Here is a 19,360-nt window from a genome sequence, read left to right on the forward strand (position 1 = left end):
CCACTCGCTAGGCTGAACGCAACGGCGACGGAAGGCGGGCTCACGTGGGGTGGCTGCGCAGAAGACCCAAGCGGGACGGCGAGGAAGCGCCGCGCGATCCGGAGTTCGCGTACTTCTCCGTGCGCGAGGCGGCCCTCTTCCGGGCCACCGTCCGCGAGGCGTTCGCCGAACTCGGCCTGGAGGTCACCGTCTACGCGACCTCCGTCCAGGACGACAGACAGCGCCGCTTCGGCCTCGGCAACCTCGCCGCCGTCTGCCACCGGGACCGGCGCGGACCCCGCGTCTGGCCCGACCTGATCCGCCGTCACGTCACCCTCGTGGTACGCACCTTGGACGGACCCTCCGCCCTCGACACGCTGCCGCCGGAGCAGATCCGCGCCCAGCTCTACCCGCGCGTCGTCAACGGCGAGGGCATCGACCCCGGCGCCTTCGGCTACGCCCGGACGCTCGCCCCGGGACTGTACGAGGTCCTCGCGCTCGACCTGCCGGAGAGCGTCATGATGCTCACCGACGACGCCCTCGACCGCCTCGGCGACCCCGCGCAGTTGCGCGCCCGCGCGCTGAAGAACCTGCGCGGGCTCCCCGTCGAGGACCACGAGACCGTCCGGGACGCCGACGGCATGTCCTTCGAGGTCGTCGCCGGGGACTCCTTCTACACGGCCAGCCGCGTCCTCGACCTCGACGCCCTCGCCCAGCGGGTCACCGGGCTGCCGCTCGGCGAGCACGGCGCCCTGGTCGCGCTGCCCTTCCGGCACCAGATCGCCTTCCACCCCATCCGGGACACCTCGATCATCCCGGCGCTCGGCGCGATGGCCTCCTTCGCCGCCTCCGAGTACGAGGACACTCCGGGTGCCATCAGCCCGTACGTCTTCTGGTGGCGCGCCGGCACCCTCACCCAGCTCAGCGACCACGACGAGGAGGGCGGCGAGCTGCGCATCGTCGTCGGCGACGACTTCCAGGACCTGCTCGAACGGCTCATCGCCCAGGGGCCCGGCCCGCGCTGACCCGGCGCCGCGCGGTCGCGGCGGCCGGGCCCGGCGGGGAGGATGCTGGAGGACGACCGCCCGCGCCACCGCGAAGGAGAGCCCCCATGCCGACCGCCCCCGCCGATGCCGCCGGTGACGCGCCCACGCCCTTCACCGCCGACGACTACCGGGCCCGGATGGACCGGGCGGCGGCCTCCGCCGCCGAGGCCGGGCTCGCCGGAGTGCTCGTCGCCCCGGGCCCCGACCTCGTCCATCTCACCGGCTACCAGCCGACCGCGATCACCGAGCGGCTGACCGTTCTCGTCATCGCCCCCGGCCAGGACCCGGTCCTCGTCGTCCCCACCCTGGAGGCCCCCGACGCGCAGAAGGCCGTCGGCGCGCCCGCGCTCACCCTCCGCGACTGGACCGACGGCAAGGACCCGTACGCCGTCACCGCACCGCTGCTCGATGTCGACGGGAGGTTCGGCGTCAGCGACAACGCCTGGGCGATGCACCTCCTCGGGCTCCAGCAGGCCCTCCCCTCCACCTCGTACGTCTCCCTCACCGAGGCCCTGCCGATGCTGCGGGCCGTGAAGGACGCCCACGAGCTGGACCGGATCGCGGCCGCCGGGGCCGCCGCCGACCGGGCGTACGGGGAGATCCTGAAGGTGCGGTTCGCCGGGCGCCGCGAGACCGAGGTCGCCGCCGACCTCGCCGCCCTCCTGATCCGCTTCGGGCACTCGCAGGTCGACTTCACCGTCGTCGGCTCGGGACCCAACGGCGCCAACCCGCACCACGAGGCGGGCGAGCGGGTCATCGAGCGCGGCGACATGGTCGTCCTCGACTTCGGCGGGCTCAAGCACGGCTACGGCTCCGACACCACCCGTACCGTGCACGTCGGCGAACCGACCGACGAGGAGCGCCGGGTCCACGACCTCGTCCGCGAGGCCCAGCAGGCCGGCTTCGAGGCGGTGAAGGCGGGCATCGCCTGCCAGGACGTCGACCGCGCGGCCCGCAAGGTCATCACCGACGCGGGCTACGGCGAGTACTTCATCCACCGCACCGGCCACGGCATCGGCGTCACCACCCACGAACCGCCCTACATGATCGAGGGCGAGGAGAAGCCCGTCGTCCCCGGCATGTGCTTCTCCATCGAACCGGGCGTGTACCTCCCCGGCCGCTTCGGCGTCCGCATCGAGGACATCGTGACGATGACGGAGGACGGCACCGGCCGCCGCTTCAACGCCACCCCGCACGAGATGGCGATCGTCGAGTAGTCCTTCAGGGAGCCGGCCGTCAGCCGTCCGAGAGGATCACCGCCGACTCGGGGGCCAGGCGCAGGAGGCCGTCTCTGGCGGGGGCCTCGGCCGGCTCCCACGCGGCGAGGACCCGGTCGCGGCCGTTGGAGCCCAGGGGGATCGCCGCCGGGGTCGCGGCCAGGTTGACCGCCACGCGGACGTCGCCGCGGCGGAAGACCAGCCAGCGGGCCTCCTCGTCGAAGGCCACCTTCACGCCGCCCAGGTCCGGGTCGGTCAGGTCCGGCAGGGTGCGGCGCAGGGCGATCAGTTCGCGGTGCCAGGCGAGGAGGCGGCGGTGCGGGTCGCGCTCGCGCTCCGTACGGTCGAGGACCGAGCGGTCGCGGGTCGCCGGGTCCTGGGGGTCGGGCACCTCGTCCTCGGCCCAGCCGTGCGCCGCGAACTCCCGCCGCCTGCCCCGCCGTACGGCCTCCGCGAGCTCGGGGTCGGTGTGGTCGGTGAAGTACTGCCAGGGGGTGCGGGCACCCCACTCCTCGCCCATGAAGAGCATCGGCACCGACGGGCCGGTGAGGACGAGCGCCGCCGCGCAGGCCAGCAGGCCGGGGGAGAGGGAGGCCGAAAGGCGGTCCCCCAGCGCCCTGTTGCCGATCTGGTCATGGGTCTGGGCGTAGCCCAGGAAGCGGTGGGCGGGGGTGCGCTCCCGGTCGACCGGGCGGCCGTGGTGCCGGCCCCGGAAGGACGACCAGGTGCCGTCGTGGAAGAAGACCCGGGTGAGGGTCTTGGCGAGCGCCGCCATCGGGGCGCGCGCGAAGTCCTCGTAGTAGCCCTGGGATTCACCGGTGAGCGCGGTGTGCAGGGCGTGGTGGAAGTCGTCGTTCCACTGCGCGTGCAGCCCGAGGCCGCCGAGCGCGCGCGGTGTGGTCGAGCGCGGGTCGGCCAGGTCGGACTCGGCGATCAGGAAGTGCTGCCGGCCCTGCTCCTTCGCCAACTCGTCTACGGCCGCCGACAGTTCCTCCAGGAAGGTCAGCGCCCGGTCGTCCGCGAGCGCGTGCACCGCGTCGAGCCGCAGCCCGTCGATCCGGTAGTCCCGCAGCCAGGAGAGCGCGCTGCCGAGGAAGTACGCCCGCACCTCGTCCGAACCGGACGCGTCCAGGTTCACCGCCGCGCCCCACGGCGTGTGGTGGGTGTCGGTGAAGTACGGCCCGTAGGGCGGGAGATGGTTGCCGGAGGGGCCCAGGTGGTTGTGGACCACGTCGAGCACCACGCCCATGCCGAGACCGTGTGCGGCGTCCGTGAAGCGCTTGAGCGCCTCCGGCCCGCCGTACGGTTCGTGCACCGCCCACGGCGCCACCCCGTCGTACCCCCAGCCGCGCACCCCGGGGAACGGACAGAGCGGCATCAGCTCCACATGGGTGATGCCGAGCCCGGCGAGCTCCCCGAGCCGGGCGGCGGCCGCGTCGAGGGTGCCCTCCGGGGTGAAGGTGCCGACGTGGAGCTCGTAGAGCACCGCGCCGCGCAGCCGCAGCCGGGGCGGCTCGTGGCGCCACGCGTAGGCCGCGTGGTCGACGACGGCGCTGAGCCCGTCCGGCCCGTCCGGCAGCCTGCGGCCGCGCGGATCGGGCAGGACGGGTCCGTCGCCGAGGCGGAAGCCGTACCGGTCGCCGTCGACGGCCGGGACGGTGCCGGTCCACCAGCCGTCCCTCAGGGGGTCCCGGTCGAGAGGGTGCCCGGTGCCGTTCAGCTCCAGGGTCACCCGGTCGCGGGCGTGCGGCGCCCAGACCTCGAAGAGCACGGCGGTTCTCCTCGCAGACGTCGGTACGGTCGGCTACGTCGTTCCCATCCTGATCGTTCCCATCCTGGCAGTCAGGGCCGCGACGCGCCCGGCGCGTCCCACACGTAGTCGACCTGCCGCTGGAAGTTCACGTACCCGGCGCGGGCGAAGGCGGCGGCCATCGGCACGTTCCCCAGGTCGGTCGCGGCCCGGACGCGCGGCATGCCCGCGTCGGCCAGGATCCGGGTGCCCTCGGCGAGGATGTCGTCGATGTACCCGTGGCCCCGGTGGGCGGGGAGCACACCGATGTAGGCGATGATCGGGTTGTAGTTGTTGCGGGCGGGGACCACGAAGCCGACGGCCTCGCCGGTGCCCGGGAGTTCCGCCACCCGCCACCACGCGCGCGGCGAGCTGTAGTGCGGGAACTCCTCGTCGTAGTGCCGCTCGGCGGCCTCCCGCAGGGACAGCCCCTCCGCGAGGTCGGCCTGCCCGTGCGCGTCGAGCGTGCCCTCCATCACCGGCGTCATCAGGGTCAGCAGGTCCTCGCGGTCCCGCACCGGGCGGAACGACAGCCGGCCGGTGGGCGCCGCCACCGGAGTCCCCGGCAGCCACTCCAGGCGCAGCCGCTCGACCAGCGGCCGGGCGCCCGTCTCCGCGAGCAGGGAGAGCACCAGCTCCACCCGGTCGCGGGTCTCCGGGACCTCGCGCCAGTCGGCGGGCAGGTAGCGGTTGTACTCCGGCGGCACGGTGCCCGCCGGCAGGACGACGGCGATGGCGGTGCGAAGGAGACGCCGGCCCACCTCCGCCGCCTCCGCGGCCGGAAGGTCAGGGGCGAGGTCGAAGAAGTCGAGGGCGAGCGGCTCGCCCCCGTCCTTGTTGGTCCACCAGGCGAGCCGGCCGAGCAGCCGGCCGCCGCGGAGGGCCACCCACAGCCACTCGGGGCGGCGGCGGCCGGTGCCGAGGTCGTCGGCGAGTTCGTGGTCGAGCGTGTAACTGAGGCCGAGGAACAGGTCAAGCTCCTCGGGCCCGGCGAGCGGGCGGACGACGAGGTCGTCGGTCATACGGTGGTTCCCCCAGGGGTACGGTGGAGCGAGCTCGCAGACCGTAGCAGTGATCTTGACGGGCGGGTACGGGAATTCGTGCCGGAGCCGGTACGGCCCTGGTGCGTGCCCGGCACGTGCCCGCTACGGACCCGGTACGGACCCGGTACGTCTCCGGTACGTCCCCGGGACGGGAGGCTTCTGGACAGCCCGGCCCGGGCACCCGGACAATCACGGTGTGACGACCCCGACCCCGTACGAGCCCCCGGCGCACTCCCCCCGGCTGACCGACGCCGAGCGGGACCGTGCGCTTGGCCTGCTCCGGGAGGGCGCGGCCCAGGGCCGTCTCTCGCACGACACCTTCCTCTTCCGGATGGAGCGGGTCTTCCAGGCCCGCCGCCCCGACGAACTCGCCGTGCTCACCGCGGACCTGCGCAGCGAGGGCACCTGGACCCGGCGGGTGGTCGGCGCCGTCGAGCAGATGTCGGCCTTCACCGCCCGCATACGCCGGGCCTGGCACTCCGAGCGGCTCCCGAAGCTGCTGCTGCCGCGGCCGGGGCCGCACCCGCTGCGGATCGGCCGCGACCCGGTGAACGGGCTGCGGCTCAGCCACGAGACGGCCTCCCGGCTGCACGCCGAACTCTCCCTCCAGGGCGGCCTCTGGGTGCTCCGCGACCTCGGCTCCACCAACGGCACGACCGTCAACGGGCGGCGGGTCGTCGGCGCCGTCGTGGTCCGGGCCGGTGACGTCGTCGGCTTCGGCGAGATGAGCTTCCGCCTCTCCCTGGACTGACGGCCGCCGCCCGGGGGCTTCGTCGCGGCCGGGGTTCTTCGAGGTCAGGGCCGTGCCTCCTCACCCGTTCGGCGGTACGCGGCGGGCGGGGCCGGGCCGTGGATGGTGGGCTGGGGGGACGCGCGCCACGATCCCGGCCGCGGCAACCACCGCCGGTGAGCGAGGCGGACCCGGCCGAACGACAGGGGGCGCGATGCGCGACGAGCCGAACCGCGAGACGGGACCCGACGAGGGCCCGGGCGCGGACGACCCCTGGCGGCGACTGCCCGCCATGGCCCCCGCGGGGCGCGCCGCCGCCGCCGCGCCCGGACAGGTGCGGACCCTCGCCGACCCGGCCGCGGGGCCGCCCGCGCCGCAAGGCGGGCGGACCGTCGCCCCCAGCCCCCTGGACCCGGGCGCCGCCGCCGACCCGCACCCCGTGCACCGCCGGCTGCGCGAGGAGTTCCCGCTCACGTACGACCCGCTGCTGCGCGCCTGGGTGCTCAGCCGGTACGCGGACGTGGCCACCGCCCTCACCGACCCCCGCTTCACCCACGGCCACCGGCCCGGCGACCCGGCGTGCGCCCGCGCCCACGCCGACGTGGACCACGCGGAGCTGCGGTCCGTCGCGGAGCGCACCGCCTACGTCCTGGCCCGCCGGATCGCCGCCCGCCAACAGGCCGACCTGGTCGCCGACTTCTGCCACTGGCTGCCCGCCGGGACGGTCGCCGCCGCCTTCGGCGTGCCCTACCGGGACATGATGCGGCTGGTCCGGGGCCGGGCGGCGGCGGCCCTCGCCGGGGAGTGCGGCGGCCAGATCGCCGTACGCGAGAAGGCGCTGGCCTCCTTCCTCGGCAACGTCCTCTCGAACCCCGACCAGGTCGCCGCCCTGCGCGACGCCCCGGCGGGTCTGGTGGCCCGCGCGTGGACGGAGTCGCTGCGCCGCGACCCGCCGGTGCAGATCGCCGTCCGGCGGACCCGGGCCGACGTGCGGGTGAGCGGCGGGATCCTGCCGGGCGGCTCGTCGGTCGCCCTGCTCGTCGGCGCGGCGGGGCGGGACCCGGAGCGGTTCCGCGAGCCGGACCGCTTCGACCCGCTCCGTGACGACGCGGACCAGCTCACGTACGGCTCCGGCTCCTGCCCCGCGGTGGTCCTGGCCGGTCTGGAGGCGGAGTACGCGCTCCGCGCGCTCTTCGAGGCGATGCCCCGGCTGCGGCTGGCCGACGGCTTCCGCCCGGTGTCGACCGGGCTGATCACCAGGGCCCCGCGCACCCTGATCGTCCGGCCGAACGGCTGATTCCCGGCGCCGCCACCGTCGCTGTTAGGGTGACGTGTGCTCGTCAAGCGAGCCGTTCTGATGGTCAATCTTCAACGGGGAATGAACAAGTGAAGCTTCGTCATGTCCGCGCGGTCGCCGTCTTCGGCATCGCCGTCTTCGCCCTCACCGGCGCCCGTGGCTCCGGCGGCGGTGGCTGCGACAACAGCAGCGGCTCCGGATCCAGCTCCTCCAGCTCCGGCGGCAGCGGCAGCCACAGCGACGACGACGACAACGGCTCCAGCGGTTCCGTGTCCGGCGGGGGCGGCAGCGCCGACAAGGCCGCCCGCGACGTCACCATCGACACCTGCGCCTACGACCCGGCGACGAAGAAGCTCGCCGCCCGGATCACGGTCAAGAACGACGGCGTGCTCGACTACGACTACAGCGTCACCATGAAGTTCACCGGCGCCGGGAGCGGCGTGGTCGCCGCGACCGCGGCGAAGACCGGCATCGCGGTCGCCGCCGGCGCCTCCGCGAAGGCCGAACTGACCGCGCCGTACCCGGGCTCCGGCGACGGCTCCGAGTACACCCGGTGCGAGGTCACGCGCGTCAGCCGCCTCTGACCGACCGGTGGGGGGAGCGGGCGGCGGGTCCTCACGGGGCCGCGCCGCCCGCTCCCCACCGCCGTCGTCGTCAGCGGCGCCTCTGGTAGGTGTCGCTCTGGTTCGCCGGTGCGTTGTGCATCGACCAGGAGTTGTACGAGACCCGGTCCTGGGCCGCCTGGACGCGCGCCTGCTCCTCGATGCGCAGGCCCTCCGCGTGCTCGGTGCCGGACCGGCCCCGGCGCAGCAGCACCACCGACAGCAGGACGACGAGGCCCCCCAGGACCCCGAAGAACACCCACAGCGTCATGACATCCCCCTCTTCCCCGCCTTCCGCCGGGCGCGGGACGCCGGGCGTGTACCGCCCAGTATGCGGTCAGTCCGTGATCCTGGCGAGGAGCGCGATCGGCCGGTCCGCCAGCAGCTCCGCCAGCTTGACCTCGCTCGCTGCGCCGCCCGGGAACTCCCGTACCCCGTCCAGGACATCCGCCCACCGCCCCTCCGGCAGCACCAGTTCGGTGTCCCGCCAGCCGCCCGCCTCCGCGAGCCGCAGCGACAGCCGGGTCACCACGGTGACCACCTCGCCCGAGCGCGCGAAGGCGAGGCAGTGCGCGGCGGCCGGACCCTCGGCGGCCAGCGGCACATGGGTGCCCCCGGGGCCGAAGACCGCCGGGCGCTCGCGGCGCAGCCGCAGCGCGGCCCGGACCAGCGCGGTCCGCCCGTCGTCCTGTCCGGGCGCGAACGGCGCCCGGTTGTCGGGGTCGACCAGCGCCCGGTACTCCCGCTCGGTGTTCTGGTACAGCTCCGGCACGCCCGGCATGGTCAGCTGGATCAGCGCCGCGCCGTCCGCGTGGGCCCGGACGTGCGGCTCCAGGGCGAACGCCGCCTCGGACGCCGTCCGCAGCGGTACCCGGCCGGGCCCGGCGGCGACGAACTCCGCCACCGCCCGCTCGTACGCCGGGTCCTGCTCGGTCCAGGAGGTCCGCAGCCCCTCCTCCCGTACGGCCTTGAGCACGGCGGGACCGATCCGCTCCGGGTCCGGCGCGCCGAAGCCGAAGGCGGTCTGCCAGGCCGTCCAGGCGAGGTGCGGGTCCGGCGCCGGCACCGTGGACACCTCGGACAGCAGCCCGGCCCACACGCCGGGGCACTGGGCGAGGACCGCGATCGCCGCCCGCACGTCCGCGCTGCGCTTGGTGTCATGGGTGGTGAGGACCGTGCCGGTGGCCGGCCGGTCGCGGGCGAGCCGGGCGCAGGCGGCGTGGAACTCCGCGACGCCGACGGCGGGCCTGCCCGGGTCGCCGCCCACCTCGTTGGCCGAGAGCAGGGGCGCGTACCGGTAGAAGGCGGTGTCCTCGGTGGACTTGGCCCGCAGCGCCGAGGAGGTCTGCGCGAACCGGGCCCGGAAGGCGCGGTGCGCGGAGGAGTCGCCGAGGGTGCCGAGGACGAGGCCCCGTACGGCGTCCACGGCGGCGGCCTCCTCCGGGACGGCGAAGGCGGCGCGCGCGCCCCGGGCGAGCTCGGGGGTGAGGATCTGTTCGGCGCCGGTCCGGTAGGGCCGGTAGACCGGCATGCGGACGAGCAGTTCCTCGATCGCGGTCCGCAGCGCCCAGGGCGCGTGGTCCTGGTGGGCGGGGTGGGCGGCGCAGAGGCGCGCCGCCTCCCGGGTCAGGCGGCCGGTCTCGGCCGCGAGGTCGTGCCGCACCACCTCGTACGCGGCGCGCCGGGCGGTCGCCTCCCACGCGCCGCCCCGGTCCCCGGCACGGCCGGTGAACTCCCGGTAGAGAGTGGTGAGTTCGGCGGCTCCCTCGGGGTCGGTGAGGACGCCGTCGATCAGGCGGAGGGAGTCGTAGCCGGTGGTGCCGGCCACCGGCCAGTCGGCCGGCAGGGTCTCGCCGTCGGCGAGGATCTTCTCGACCACCGTCCAGCACCGTCCCCGGGTCTCCCGCTCCAGGAGGGCCAGATAGCCCTGGGGGTCGGCGAGTCCGTCGGGGTGGTCGATGCGGAGGCCCTCGATCACGCCGTCGTGGACGAGCTCCAGGATCTTCGCGTGGGTCTCCGCGAACACCTCGGGGTCCTCCAGGCGTACCCCGATGAGGTCGGAGACGGTGAAGAAGCGGCGGTAGTTGAGCTCGGTGCGGGCCAGCCGCCACCAGCCGAGCCGGTACCACTGCCGGTCGAGGAGCCGCTCGACCGGCAGTTCCTCGGTGCCGGGACGGAGCGGGAACTCCTGCTGGTCCAGGCGGAGTACGCCGTCCTCGACGCGCAGCCGGTCCCGCACCTCGGAGAGCCGGGCGGGCAGCACCGGCAGCAGGATCCTGCCCCGCCCCGCCGTCCAGTCGACGTCGAACCAGCGGGCGTACGGGGAGTCGGGGCCGTGCCGCAGCACCTCCCGCAGCGCGTGGTTGTGCCGGGGCGAGGCCGCCATGTGGTTGGGCACCAGGTCCACCACCAGGCCGAGGCCGTGCGCGCGGGCGGTCGCGGCGAGCCGCCGCAGCCCCGCCTCGCCGCCGAGCTCCGCCCGGACCGCGCGGTGGTCGGTGACGTCGTACCCGTGGGTGGAACCGGGCACCGCCTCCAGGACGGGGGAGAGGTGCAGGTGCGAGACGCCGAGCCCGGCGAGGTGCGGCACGGCCCGCTCGGCGGCGGCGAAGGGGAACGCGGGCTGGAGCTGGAGCCGGTAGGTGGCGGTGGGCACGACGGCGGGGGCGTGGGCGGCGGGAGGGGCGGGGGCGGAGGAGGCCGGGGCGGGGGAGGGGGTGGCCGGGTTGGGCGTCATGCGAACGTACGTACCCCGTACGGAAGCTTCCGTGTCATCGCCCGATGCACCCGTTAGGGTGTATCGCGTTATTTTCGGCCGATGCTCCGGATGTACCGCGACACCCTCACGCTGCTCGGCCCCGCCCTGCCGGTCCTCTCCTTCCTCGGCCGGCTGCCCACCGCGATGTGCCAGCTCGGCAGCGTGCTGCTGGTCGCGGAGACCAGCGGCTCCCTCGCCACGGCGGGGCTCGCCGGAGGCGCGCTGGCCGCCGGGCAGACCGTCGCGGGCCCGCTCCTCGGGCGGCTCGCGGACCGGCGCGGCCAGCGCGGTCCCGTCCTCGCCGCCTCCCTCGCCAACGCGGTGGCCGTCGCGGTCCTGGTCCTCGCCGCCGTCGCCCGCGCCCCCCTCGGCGTGCTGGTCCCGCTGGCACTCCTCGCCGGGGCGACCGTCCCGCAGATCGGGCCGCTCGCCCGGACCCGCTCGGTGGCGCTCGCCCGCCGGGCCGGCGCCGACGACCGGACGGTCGGCGCCGTCCTCTCCTTCGAGGGCACCCTCGACGAGGTGTCCTTCGTCCTCGGCCCGGCGCTCGTCGGCCTCGCCGCCGCCCTCGCCCACCCGGGCGCCGCCCTGCTCGGCGCGTCCCTGCTGCTCGCCGTCTGCGGCGCGGGCTTCGCGCTCCACCCGACCGCCCGCGCCGCCGCCACCGGCCCCGCCGCCGCCACCGGACCCGGCGCGGGCACCACCCGCAAGGGCGCCGCCGAACGGACGCGGCTGCCCGGTTCCGCGTACGCCCTCCGGGTGACGATGGTCCTCCAGGGCGCCATGTTCGGCGCCTCCCAGGCGGGGATCACCGCCCTCACCGACCGCCTCGGCGAGCCCGCCCAGGCGGGGCTCGTCTACGCGGCGATGGGCGTCATGAGCGCCGCCGTCGGCCTCTCGATGGCCGCGCTGCCCGCCCGGATCGGCCTCACCCTCCGCTGGCGGACCGCGACCGCCGGGCTCGTCCTGCTCTCCCTGCCGCTGCTCGCGGTCGACTCCCTCGTCGGCCTGTACGTGGTGGTGACCGTCCTCGGCGCGGCCTACGCCCCGCACCTCATCACCGTCTTCGGGCTGACCGAGCGGGCCGTCCCGGCGAGCCGGCTCGCCGAGTCCATGGCCTTCCTCACCAGCGGCATCGTCGGCGGCCAGGCCCTCGCCCTGGCGCTCTCCGGCCGGCTCGCCGAACAGCACGGCGCCCCCGCCGCCTTCGCGGTGGCGGTGGGGGCGGCCGTGGCCTGCGCGGCGCTGTCCTGGACCGTACGGACCGGGGCGCCGCGCGGACTGCTCACGCCGGACGGCGCAGCACCGTCAGGCTCAGCGGCGCGAGGGTGACGCGCTCGCCCGCCACGATCTCCGGCCCCGACAGCGGCGGCATGCCCTCCGGCTCCGAGGTGTCCACCACCGTCCGCCAGCACCGTCCGTGGCTGTCCGGCACGGCGAACTCCAGCTCCTGCGAAGAGGCGTTGAACATGAGCAGGAAGGAGTCGTCGGCGATCCGCTCGCCCTGCGTGCCCGGTTCTGAGATCGCGTTGCCGTTGAGGAAGACGGTCAGCGCCCGGGCGTGCGCCGCCTGCCAGTCGCGGGCCGTCATCTCCTCGCCCTCCGGGGTGAACCAGGCGATGTCGGTGAGCTCGTCGTGGGTGCCCTCGACCGGCCGGCCGTGGAAGAAGCGGCGCCGCCGGAAGACCGGGTGCTCGCGGCGCAGCCGCACCATCGCCCGGGTGAAGCGCAGCAGGGTCGCCTCGGCCTCGCTGTTCTCCTTCGGCCACCGCACCCACGACACCTCGCCGTCCTGGCAGTAGGCGTTGTTGTTGCCGCCCTGGGTCCGCCCGAACTCGTCGCCGTGGCTGAGCATCGGCACGCCCTGCGACAGCATCAGCGTGGCGAGGAAGTTGCGCGTCTGGCGGGCGCGCAGCTCGTTGATCCCGACGTCGTCGGTCTCGCCCTCCTGCCCGCAGTTCCACGACCGGTTGTGGCTCTCGCCGTCCCGATTGCCCTCCCCGTTGGCCTCGTTGTGCTTCTCGTTGTACGAGACGAGGTCGCGCAGCGTGAAACCGTCGTGGCAGGTCACGAAGTTGACCGAGGCGAGCGGGCGCCGCCCGTCGTCCTGGTACAGGTCGGAGGAGCCGGTGAGCCGGGAGGCGAACTCGGCCAGCGTGCGCGGCTCGCCGCGCCACAGGTCCCGTACGCAGTCCCGGTACTTGCCGTTCCACTCGGTCCACAACGGCGGGAAGTTGCCCACCTGGTAGCCGCCCTCGCCGACGTCCCACGGCTCCGCGATCAGCTTCACCTGGCTCACCACCGGGTCCTGCTGCACCAGGTCGAAGAAGGACGAGAGCCGGTCCACCTCGTGGAACTGGCGGGCCAGGGTGGCCGCCAGGTCGAAGCGGAAGCCGTCCACGTGCATCTCGGTCACCCAGTACCGCAGGCTGTCCATGATCAGCTGGAGCACGTGCGGGGACCGCATGAGCAGCGAGTTCCCGGTGCCGGTGGTGTCCGTGTAGTAGCGCGGGTCGTCGCCCAGCCGGTAGTACGAGGGGTTGTCCAGGCCCCGGAAGGAGAGCGTGGGGCCCAGGTGGTTGCCCTCCGCCGTGTGGTTGTAGACGACGTCGAGGATGACCTCGATGCCCGCCTGGTGCAGCGCTCGTACCGCCGACTTGAACTCCAGGACCTGCTGGCCCCGGTCGCCCCACGAGGCGTAGGCGTTGTGCGGGGCGAAGAAGCCGATCGTGTTGTAGCCCCAGTAGTTCGAGAGCCCCGCGTCCACCAGCCGGTGGTCGTTCACGAACTGGTGCACCGGCATCAGTTCCAGCGCGGTGACGCCCAGTTCCTTCAGGTGCCCGATCACCGACGGGTGCGCGAGACCCGCGTAGGTGCCGCGCAGCTCCTCCGGGAGGTCCGGGTGGAGCATCGTCAGGCCCTTCACATGGGCCTCGTAGATGACCGTGTGGTGGTACTCGGTGCGGGGCCTGCGGTCGTCGCCCCAGTCGAAGTACGGGTTCACCACCACCGAGGTCATCGTGTGCGGGGCCGAGTCGGCGTCGTTGCGCGCGTCCGGCCGCCCGAAGGGATAGCCGTACACCGCCTCGCCCCAGGCGATCGACCCCGACATCGCCCGCGCGTACGGGTCGAGGAGGAGTTTCGCCGGATTGCAGCGCAGACCGCGCTCCGGCGCGTACGGCCCGTGCACACGGAAGCCGTACCGCTGCCCGGGCATCACGCCCGGCAGGTACGCGTGGCGGACGAAGGCGTCCGTCTCGCGCAGTTCGACGGACGTCTCCGTGCCGTCGTCGTCGATGAGACACAGTTCGATGCGGTGCGCCGCCTCCGAGAAGACCGCGAAGTTGGTGCCCGCTCCGTCATAGGTGGCGCCCAAGGGGTACGCCTGTCCCGGCCAGACCTGCATGGATGGAATCTTCCTCTTCTGTCCGGGTTCGGGGGTGCTCTTCGGCCAGATCCTGCCCGAAAGAGGCGCAACCACCCAGGAACGCGCCCCGTCCTACTGGGTGACCGCAGACCAAGCGGGGGATAGAGGGGGAAATGTGTACGAAATAGTGCGCCGCCACCTGGGGAAGGTGGTGGCAGGAGCGGCGATGGCGGTCACGGGAACCGCCGCCGCGGTCGCGATCAGCCTGCCGGGCACGGCCGGAGCGGAGGACACCCCCGCCGGCCGCGCCGCCGCGACCGGCGAGACCCCCGGCGCGTCCCGTACCGCCGTCGCACCGGACGGCACCCGGGGAACGGACGCCACGCAGGGGGCAGGCGGCGCGGAGGGAACGGGCGGCCGGGGGGCCGCCGCGCTCGCTCCCGCCACCGTCGCCCCGGCCGCCGCCGAGGGCCCCAAGGGCACCGGCACCGACCCGCTCACCGACGCCGAACTGGACCGGGCCCGAGCCCTCGCGCTCGCCCCGGCCGACACCGCCGCCCGCCAGGACGTCGACGGCGACCGCGGCCGGCCGCAGCACCTCGGCACCGAACTCGCCGACCCGGTCCCCGGACAGGACGGCGTCCGCCGCGCGCAGGTCCGCCTCTACGACTACGCCCGCGACGAACTCGTCACCCGGACCGTCGACCTGACCACCGGAAAGGTCGAGACGACCGCGACCCGGCGCGGGGTGCAGCCCTCCGCCCACCCCGAGGAACTGCGCGCCGCCCTGGACCTCATCCTCGCGAGCCCCCTCGGCAAGGGCGTGAAGGAGGACTACCGGGACGCCACCGGCACCGAACTGAAGAGCGCCGACCAGCTCTGGTTCAACGGCGACGTCTACCGCACCTACCGGGAGCGGAACGTCCCCGAGGCGCTCTCCCGCTGCGGCGAGCACCGCTGTGTCCGGCTCGTCACCAAGGTCCGCAACGGCGCCTGGATCGACACCCGGAACCTGATCGTCGACCTCTCCGCGAAGCGCGTCGTCCGCGTCGGCTGACCACCGGCGCCCGCCGTCCGCTCCGTCACCCGCCCCCGCCCGCGGGGCCCGCACGAAGGAGTACGTCCGCATGACCATCCGGCACCACCGGCGTGCCAGGGGGATCCTCGCCGCGACCGCGGCCACCACCCTGCTCGGCGCCGCCACCGCGGCCGCCGCCCCGGCCACCGGCGCACCCGCCTTCCCGAACCCGCCCGGCCCCGCCGCCACCGCCGCGCCCCGCCCGCCCGTCACACCCGCCTGCTCGGCCGCGTACCGCGTCACCAGGAAGCTCGACGGCGGCGCCTCCTGGGACATGTGCTGGCGCTACAGCACCGACGCCGGCCTGATCCTCGACGGCGTCACCTACCAGCCGCCCGGCGGCGCCCCCGTCCGCGTCCTCACCAGCGCCCGCCTCGCCCAGATCCACGTGCCCTACGACGACGGCGGCGCCGAGTACGACGACCTCACCGGCGCCGGCTTCGGCTGGGGCCTCCAGGACCTCAAGCCCGCCGAGTGCCCCGGCGGCACCCTTGCCACCGTCAAGGTCCCCGAGGTCGGCACCGTCAAGGGCGTGTGCACCACCACCCGGGCCCGCGGCCACGCCTACCGCATGGCCAGCGACAGCGGCTCCGGCGTCTACCAGGCCCAGGCCAAGGACCTGCTTGTCTACACCGTCAACAAGGTCGGCTGGTACGAGTACATCTCCGAATGGCGCTTCTCCTCCGACGGCACCATCGGTGCCAACGTCGGCGCCACCGGCAGCCTCTCGCCCGTCGACTACAACGCCACCGACGGACGCGGCTGGCCCATCGGCAAGGGCGCCCGCGGCTACGCCACCAGCCACGCCCACAACGTCTTCTGGAAGCTCGACTTCGGCCTCGACGGCGGCAAGGACCGCATCGAGCAGTACGACTCCACCGTCACCCCGCCCGCCGGCGACGGCAGCCCCACCGTGAAGACCCGGCGCACCGCCGTCACCAAGGAGCTCGCCGGCGACGCGAAGAACATGCGCTGGTGGCGGGTGGTCAGCGGCACCGGCAAGAACGCCGACGGGCACGCCCGCAGCTACGAGATCGTCCCCGGCCACACCGACACCCACGCCGGCCGCGGCTTCACCCGGCACGACGTCTACTTCACCCAGGCCCGCGCCTGCGAGCAGTACGCCAGCAACAACATCGGCAACTGCCCCGCCAATGCCGGTGACAGCGTGGACAAATGGGTCAACGGGGAGACTCTGGCCAAACCGACCGTCTGGGTCAACATCGGGTTCCACCACATCGCCCGGGACGAGGACCAGCAGCCCATGCCCGTCCACTGGCAGGGCTTCCAGCTCGCCCCCAGGGACGTAACCGCTATGAATCCCCTCACTCCGTCCGATCTCGCCTCGCAGAACGGGCAGCCGGACACCCGGAGTTGAGCAAGCGGCCGACCGATCCTGCTGCACCGCCTCCCGCTCGCGGAGTACCCTTCCTTGATCTTGTCGGAAGAATCGGGACGGGCGTCCAGAGCAGAAGGCGGTGCGCGGGTGAGCTCGGGAGGTCTTGAGCTGCCCCCAGGTGACGCGGGTCACGAGGGGGGACCGGCCGACCCCGGGGAGGCGCCGCCCACGGTGATCCTCCCCCCGGGCACGGCCACACCCCCCGGCACCGTCTCCGTGGTCCGCCCCGTGGAGATCGGCGCCGAGCTCGACTGGGGCGCCGAGGCGTGGAGCGAGGTCCGCACCCGCGCCCAGCGCGCCGGCCGCGCCTACATTTGGCTCAATCTCGTCGAACAGCGGATGCGGGCGGTCGTCGCCGCCGTCCTCAGACCGGTCTACGAACCCGTCCACGGCGACGAGTGGGTCGTCGCCGCCGCCGGCCCGGCGGGCCAGGAATGGGTCCGCCGGGCCGTCGCCGTCCGCGAGGTCTCCCGCCGCAAGGGCTACCTCCTCGACCCCGCCGACGACAACGTCCTCTCCTTCCTCACCCTGCCCCAGCTCCGCGAGCTGATGGTGCAGCACTGGCCCTGCTTCGAGCCCTACTTCGACGACCGGCGCGAGGTCGAGCTCGCCCTCGACGAGCTGGAGGTGACCCGCAACGTCGTCTCCCGCAACCGGGCCCTCTCGCCCACCGTCCTCGCCCAGGCGGAACGGGCCTCCGCCCGCATCCTGGAGATCCTCGGCAGCGGCGCCGGCGCCCCCTCCGCCGACCGGCTCCCCGTCGACGCCGTCGAGGACCTCGTCGGCGACCGGTACGCCGACGTCGTCTCCGTCCACCCCGACCGCGTCCGGCTCCAGCGCCAGCTCCCCGCCGAGGACCTCTTCGGCGGCGCCCGGCGCCTCGACGCCACCGGCATAGGTCTGAACCTCCTCGTGCAGAACTTCTCCGGCCGCCGCATGGTCCGCCTCGCCGAGTCCGGCTGCCGGATACGGCTCCTCTTCCTCAACCCCGCCAGCAGCGCCGTCAAGCGCCGCGAGCGGGAGCTCGGCATCAGGAAGGGCGAGCTCAGCCGCTCCGTCGAGATGAACATCCTCCACATGCGCCGGGTCCGCTCCAAGCTCCGCGACCCCGACGCCTTCCAGATCCACGTCTTCGACGAGACCCCCCGCTTCACCGCCTACCTCGTCGACGGCGACGGACCCGACGGCGTCGGCGTCGTCCAGTCCTACCTCCGCAGGGCCCGCGGCATGGAGGCACCCGTCCTCGTGCTCCGCGGCGGCGGCCGGACCGTCGTCCGCCACGACGCCCCCGGACGTGACGCGGACCACGGACTCTTCGAGACCTACCGGGAGGAGTTCGAGTCCGTCTGGCTCGACTCCCGCCCCGTTTCCTGAGCCCGCCCCCGCACCCCCCGGCCGCGTTGTCAGTGGCGCGTGCGAGGGTGTCAGCACCAACGGGGGAGATCACGTAAGGAGGACCCGATGGCCTGGCATGGGGAACCACTGGTCGGCTTCGACCTGGAGACGACGGGGACGGACCCGCTCGAATCCCGCATCGTCACCGCGTCGATCGTCGGCGTCCACCGCGGCGCGGTGGTCCGGCAGCGGGACTGGCTCGCCGATCCCGGAGTCCGCATCCCCGAACAGGCGTCGGCCATCCACGGCATCAGCAGCGAGCGCGCCGCCGCCGAGGGCCGCCCGGTCCGCGAGGTCGCCGACGAGGTCGCCGAGACCCTCACCGGCTACTGGACCCAGGGCGTCCCCGTCGTCGCCTACAACGCCTCCTTCGACCTCACCCTGCTCTCCGCCGAGCTGCGCCGGCATGGGCTGCCCTCGCTCGCCGAGCGGATGGGCGGCACCGGCATCGGGCCCGTCCTCGACCCGTACACCATCGACCGGGCCGTCGACCGCTACCGGCGCGGCAAGCGCACCCTGGAAGCGGTCTGCGGCGAGTACGGCGTCGAGCTCACCCGCGCCCACCAGGCGTCCGCCGACGCCCTCGCCGCCGTCCGGGTCGCCCTCGCGATAGCCGAGCGCCACCCGCAGGTGGCCGCCCTCGACCCCGCCGAACTGCACGAGCGGCAGATCGGCTGGTACCGCGCCTGGGCCGAGAACTTCCAGGACTTCCTGCGCCGCAAGGGCGACGAGGAGGCCGTCGTCGACCCGGTGTGGCCGCTGCGCGGCGAGCCGGCGGCCGTCACCCCCTGACGGGGAGCCCGGTCAGACCCGCTCCTTGAGGAAGGACAGCAGCAGGTCGTTCACGGCCTCCGGCCGGTCCAGCTGGAGCCAGTGCCCCGCCCCCTCGACCCGCTCGTACCGCCAGGGGCCGAGGGCCCGCTCGCCCGTCCGCTCCATCGAGCGCTCGGTGAGGAAGCGGTCGCCGGTGGACCAGACGCCCATCACCGGGACCCCGGCCGGCAGCGGCGGCACCGGAAGGTCAGGACCGAACTGGACCTCCGCCGGGAGCCCCGAGCGGTAGATGTTCAGTGCCGCCGTCAGCGCCCCCGGCGCGCGCAGCGGCTCGATCACGGCCTCCGCGTCCGGGTGCTCGCCCAGCATCTCGCGCAGCCGCGCGAAGTCGTCCCGCGCCAGCCACTCCTCCGCGAGCCCGGCGAGCTGGAAGAGCAGCATGTACCAGGAGCGCTGCTTCTGCTCCCAGCCCGCGTCCAGGATCGCCCCGATGTGCCCCACCGAGAGCAGGCTCAGGCTCCGCACCCGCTCCGGCGCCACCGACGCCAGCCCCTGGGCGACGCCCGAGCCCCAGTCGTGCCCGACCAGGTGGAAACGGTCCACCTCCAGCCCGGCGAGCAGTTCCAGCAGGTCACCGACGTGCTTGCCCGGGTGGTACGCCTCCGGGCCGCCCTCCGGACGGTCCGAGCCGCCGAAGCCGCGCAGGGTCGGGGCGACCGTCCGGAAACCGGCCGCGTTCAGCGCCGGGACCTGATGGCGCCAGAGCGTGTGGCTGTCGGGGAAGCCATGCAGCAGCAGGACCACCGGCCCCTCGCCGCTCACCTCGACGTCCAGGCTCAGCTCGGACAGCCGTACGCGCATCACAACACCCCGTTCCCGCGGGCCG

General features: G+C 74.3%; 16 protein-coding genes. 10 read left to right on the forward strand and 6 right to left on the reverse strand.

Annotated features, from left to right (window positions below; genetic code table 11):
* The first annotated feature begins 44 nt into the window (after positions 1-44).
* Both ACFXMG_RS19300 and ACFXMG_RS19305 read left to right on the forward strand, forming a co-directional pair.
* Positions 45-1,004: a hypothetical protein gene (locus ACFXMG_RS19300; RefSeq protein ID WP_383828846.1), complete on the forward strand. Its 960-nt coding sequence runs from the start codon at positions 45-47 to the stop codon at positions 1,002-1,004.
* An 86-nt stretch (positions 1,005-1,090) separates the two neighbouring features.
* Positions 1,091-2,242: an aminopeptidase P family protein gene (locus tag ACFXMG_RS19305; RefSeq protein WP_383828848.1), complete on the forward strand. Its 1,152-nt coding sequence runs from the start codon at positions 1,091-1,093 to the stop codon at positions 2,240-2,242.
* A 19-nt stretch (positions 2,243-2,261) separates the two neighbouring features.
* Here the strand turns inward: ACFXMG_RS19305 and treZ are convergent, their stop codons facing one another.
* Both treZ and ACFXMG_RS19315 read right to left on the reverse strand, forming a co-directional pair.
* A complete protein-coding gene (gene treZ, locus ACFXMG_RS19310) occupies positions 2,262-4,013 on the reverse strand; it encodes a malto-oligosyltrehalose trehalohydrolase (RefSeq protein WP_383828850.1) in 1,752 nt (583 codons plus the stop codon).
* 71 nt (positions 4,014-4,084) lie between these two features.
* Complete coding sequence (locus ACFXMG_RS19315; protein WP_383828852.1) at positions 4,085-5,053, reverse strand: GNAT family N-acetyltransferase; 969 nt, start codon at positions 5,051-5,053, stop codon at positions 4,085-4,087.
* Between the two features lie 217 nt (positions 5,054-5,270).
* On the opposite strand from ACFXMG_RS19315, the gene ACFXMG_RS19320 reads away from it, so the two are divergent.
* The 3 genes from ACFXMG_RS19320 (at position 5,271) to ACFXMG_RS19330 (ending at position 7,685) form a co-directional block, all read left to right on the forward strand.
* The gene (locus ACFXMG_RS19320) at positions 5,271-5,825 is read left to right on the forward strand and encodes an FHA domain-containing protein (RefSeq protein WP_383828854.1); all 555 of its coding nucleotides are present in this window, start codon (positions 5,271-5,273) and stop codon (positions 5,823-5,825) included.
* 193 nt (positions 5,826-6,018) lie between these two features.
* Positions 6,019-7,101 (forward strand): cytochrome P450, encoded by a 1,083-nt coding sequence (locus tag ACFXMG_RS19325; RefSeq protein ID WP_383828856.1) that lies wholly within the window; start codon positions 6,019-6,021, stop codon positions 7,099-7,101.
* Positions 7,102-7,190: 89 nt separating this feature from the next.
* Positions 7,191-7,685, forward strand: a complete 495-nt coding sequence (locus tag ACFXMG_RS19330; protein ID WP_383828858.1) for a hypothetical protein — start codon at positions 7,191-7,193, stop codon at positions 7,683-7,685.
* Positions 7,686-7,755: 70 nt separating this feature from the next.
* Here the strand turns inward: ACFXMG_RS19330 and ACFXMG_RS19335 are convergent, their stop codons facing one another.
* Positions 7,756-7,974: a hypothetical protein gene (locus tag ACFXMG_RS19335; protein WP_383821210.1), complete on the reverse strand. Its 219-nt coding sequence runs from the start codon at positions 7,972-7,974 to the stop codon at positions 7,756-7,758.
* 66 nt (positions 7,975-8,040) lie between these two features.
* The gene (gene treY, locus ACFXMG_RS19340; RefSeq protein WP_383821213.1) at positions 8,041-10,440 is read right to left on the reverse strand and encodes a malto-oligosyltrehalose synthase; all 2,400 of its coding nucleotides are present in this window, start codon (positions 10,438-10,440) and stop codon (positions 8,041-8,043) included.
* 90 nt (positions 10,441-10,530) lie between these two features.
* On the opposite strand from treY, the gene ACFXMG_RS19345 reads away from it, so the two are divergent.
* The gene (locus ACFXMG_RS19345) at positions 10,531-11,793 is read left to right on the forward strand and encodes an MFS transporter (protein WP_383821364.1); all 1,263 of its coding nucleotides are present in this window, start codon (positions 10,531-10,533) and stop codon (positions 11,791-11,793) included.
* Here the strand turns inward: ACFXMG_RS19345 and glgX are convergent.
* Positions 11,747-13,867, reverse strand: a complete 2,121-nt coding sequence (gene glgX, locus ACFXMG_RS19350; RefSeq protein ID WP_383821216.1) for a glycogen debranching protein GlgX — start codon at positions 13,865-13,867, stop codon at positions 11,747-11,749. The genes ACFXMG_RS19345 and glgX overlap by 47 nt on opposite strands.
* 187 nt (positions 13,868-14,054) lie before the next feature.
* Here glgX and ACFXMG_RS19355 point away from each other — a divergent pair, with 187 nt between their 5' ends.
* The 4 genes from ACFXMG_RS19355 (at position 14,055) to ACFXMG_RS19370 (ending at position 18,492) form a co-directional block, all read left to right on the forward strand.
* A complete protein-coding gene (locus ACFXMG_RS19355; protein ID WP_383821218.1) occupies positions 14,055-14,885 on the forward strand; it encodes a Tat pathway signal sequence domain protein in 831 nt (276 codons plus the stop codon).
* A gap of 70 nt (positions 14,886-14,955) precedes the next feature.
* Positions 14,956-16,284, forward strand: a complete 1,329-nt coding sequence (locus ACFXMG_RS19360; RefSeq protein ID WP_383821221.1) for a copper amine oxidase — start codon at positions 14,956-14,958, stop codon at positions 16,282-16,284.
* A 108-nt stretch (positions 16,285-16,392) separates the two neighbouring features.
* The gene (locus ACFXMG_RS19365) at positions 16,393-17,679 is read left to right on the forward strand and encodes an SAV2148 family HEPN domain-containing protein (RefSeq protein WP_383821224.1); all 1,287 of its coding nucleotides are present in this window, start codon (positions 16,393-16,395) and stop codon (positions 17,677-17,679) included.
* Between the two features lie 87 nt (positions 17,680-17,766).
* Complete coding sequence (locus ACFXMG_RS19370) at positions 17,767-18,492, forward strand: 3'-5' exonuclease (RefSeq protein WP_383821227.1); 726 nt, start codon at positions 17,767-17,769, stop codon at positions 18,490-18,492.
* Positions 18,493-18,504: 12 nt separating this feature from the next.
* Here the strand turns inward: ACFXMG_RS19370 and ACFXMG_RS19375 are convergent, their stop codons facing one another.
* Positions 18,505-19,335 (reverse strand): alpha/beta fold hydrolase, encoded by an 831-nt coding sequence (locus ACFXMG_RS19375; protein ID WP_383821230.1) that lies wholly within the window; start codon positions 19,333-19,335, stop codon positions 18,505-18,507.
* Positions 19,336-19,360: the final 25 nt, after the last annotated feature.

It is taken from the genome of Streptomyces sp. NPDC059201 (genome assembly GCF_042754585.1).
In the GTDB taxonomy this organism is placed as follows: Bacteria; Actinomycetota; Actinomycetes; order Streptomycetales; family Streptomycetaceae; genus Streptomyces.

Bases quoted from the DNA above. Each gene is read 5' to 3' on its own strand.
- glgX (WP_383821216.1), bottom strand. From the start codon at position 13,867: ATGCAGGTCTGGCCGGGACAGGCGTACCCCTTGGGCGCCACCTATGAC.
- ACFXMG_RS19315 (WP_383828852.1), bottom strand. From the start codon at position 5,053: ATGACCGACGACCTCGTCGTCCGCCCGCTCGCCGGGCCCGAGGAGCTT.
- ACFXMG_RS19335 (WP_383821210.1), bottom strand. From the start codon at position 7,974: ATGACGCTGTGGGTGTTCTTCGGGGTCCTGGGGGGCCTCGTCGTCCTG.
- ACFXMG_RS19375 (WP_383821230.1), bottom strand. From the start codon at position 19,335: ATGCGCGTACGGCTGTCCGAGCTGAGCCTGGACGTCGAGGTGAGCGGC.
- treY (WP_383821213.1), bottom strand. From the start codon at position 10,440: ATGACGCCCAACCCGGCCACCCCCTCCCCCGCCCCGGCCTCCTCCGCC.
- ACFXMG_RS19305 (WP_383828848.1), top strand. From the start codon at position 1,091: ATGCCGACCGCCCCCGCCGATGCCGCCGGTGACGCGCCCACGCCCTTC.
- ACFXMG_RS19360 (WP_383821221.1), top strand. From the start codon at position 14,956: ATGACCATCCGGCACCACCGGCGTGCCAGGGGGATCCTCGCCGCGACC.
- ACFXMG_RS19370 (WP_383821227.1), top strand. From the start codon at position 17,767: ATGGCCTGGCATGGGGAACCACTGGTCGGCTTCGACCTGGAGACGACG.
- ACFXMG_RS19345 (WP_383821364.1), top strand. From the start codon at position 10,531: ATGTACCGCGACACCCTCACGCTGCTCGGCCCCGCCCTGCCGGTCCTC.
- ACFXMG_RS19355 (WP_383821218.1), top strand. From the start codon at position 14,055: ATGGCGGTCACGGGAACCGCCGCCGCGGTCGCGATCAGCCTGCCGGGC.
- ACFXMG_RS19325 (WP_383828856.1), top strand. From the start codon at position 6,019: ATGCGCGACGAGCCGAACCGCGAGACGGGACCCGACGAGGGCCCGGGC.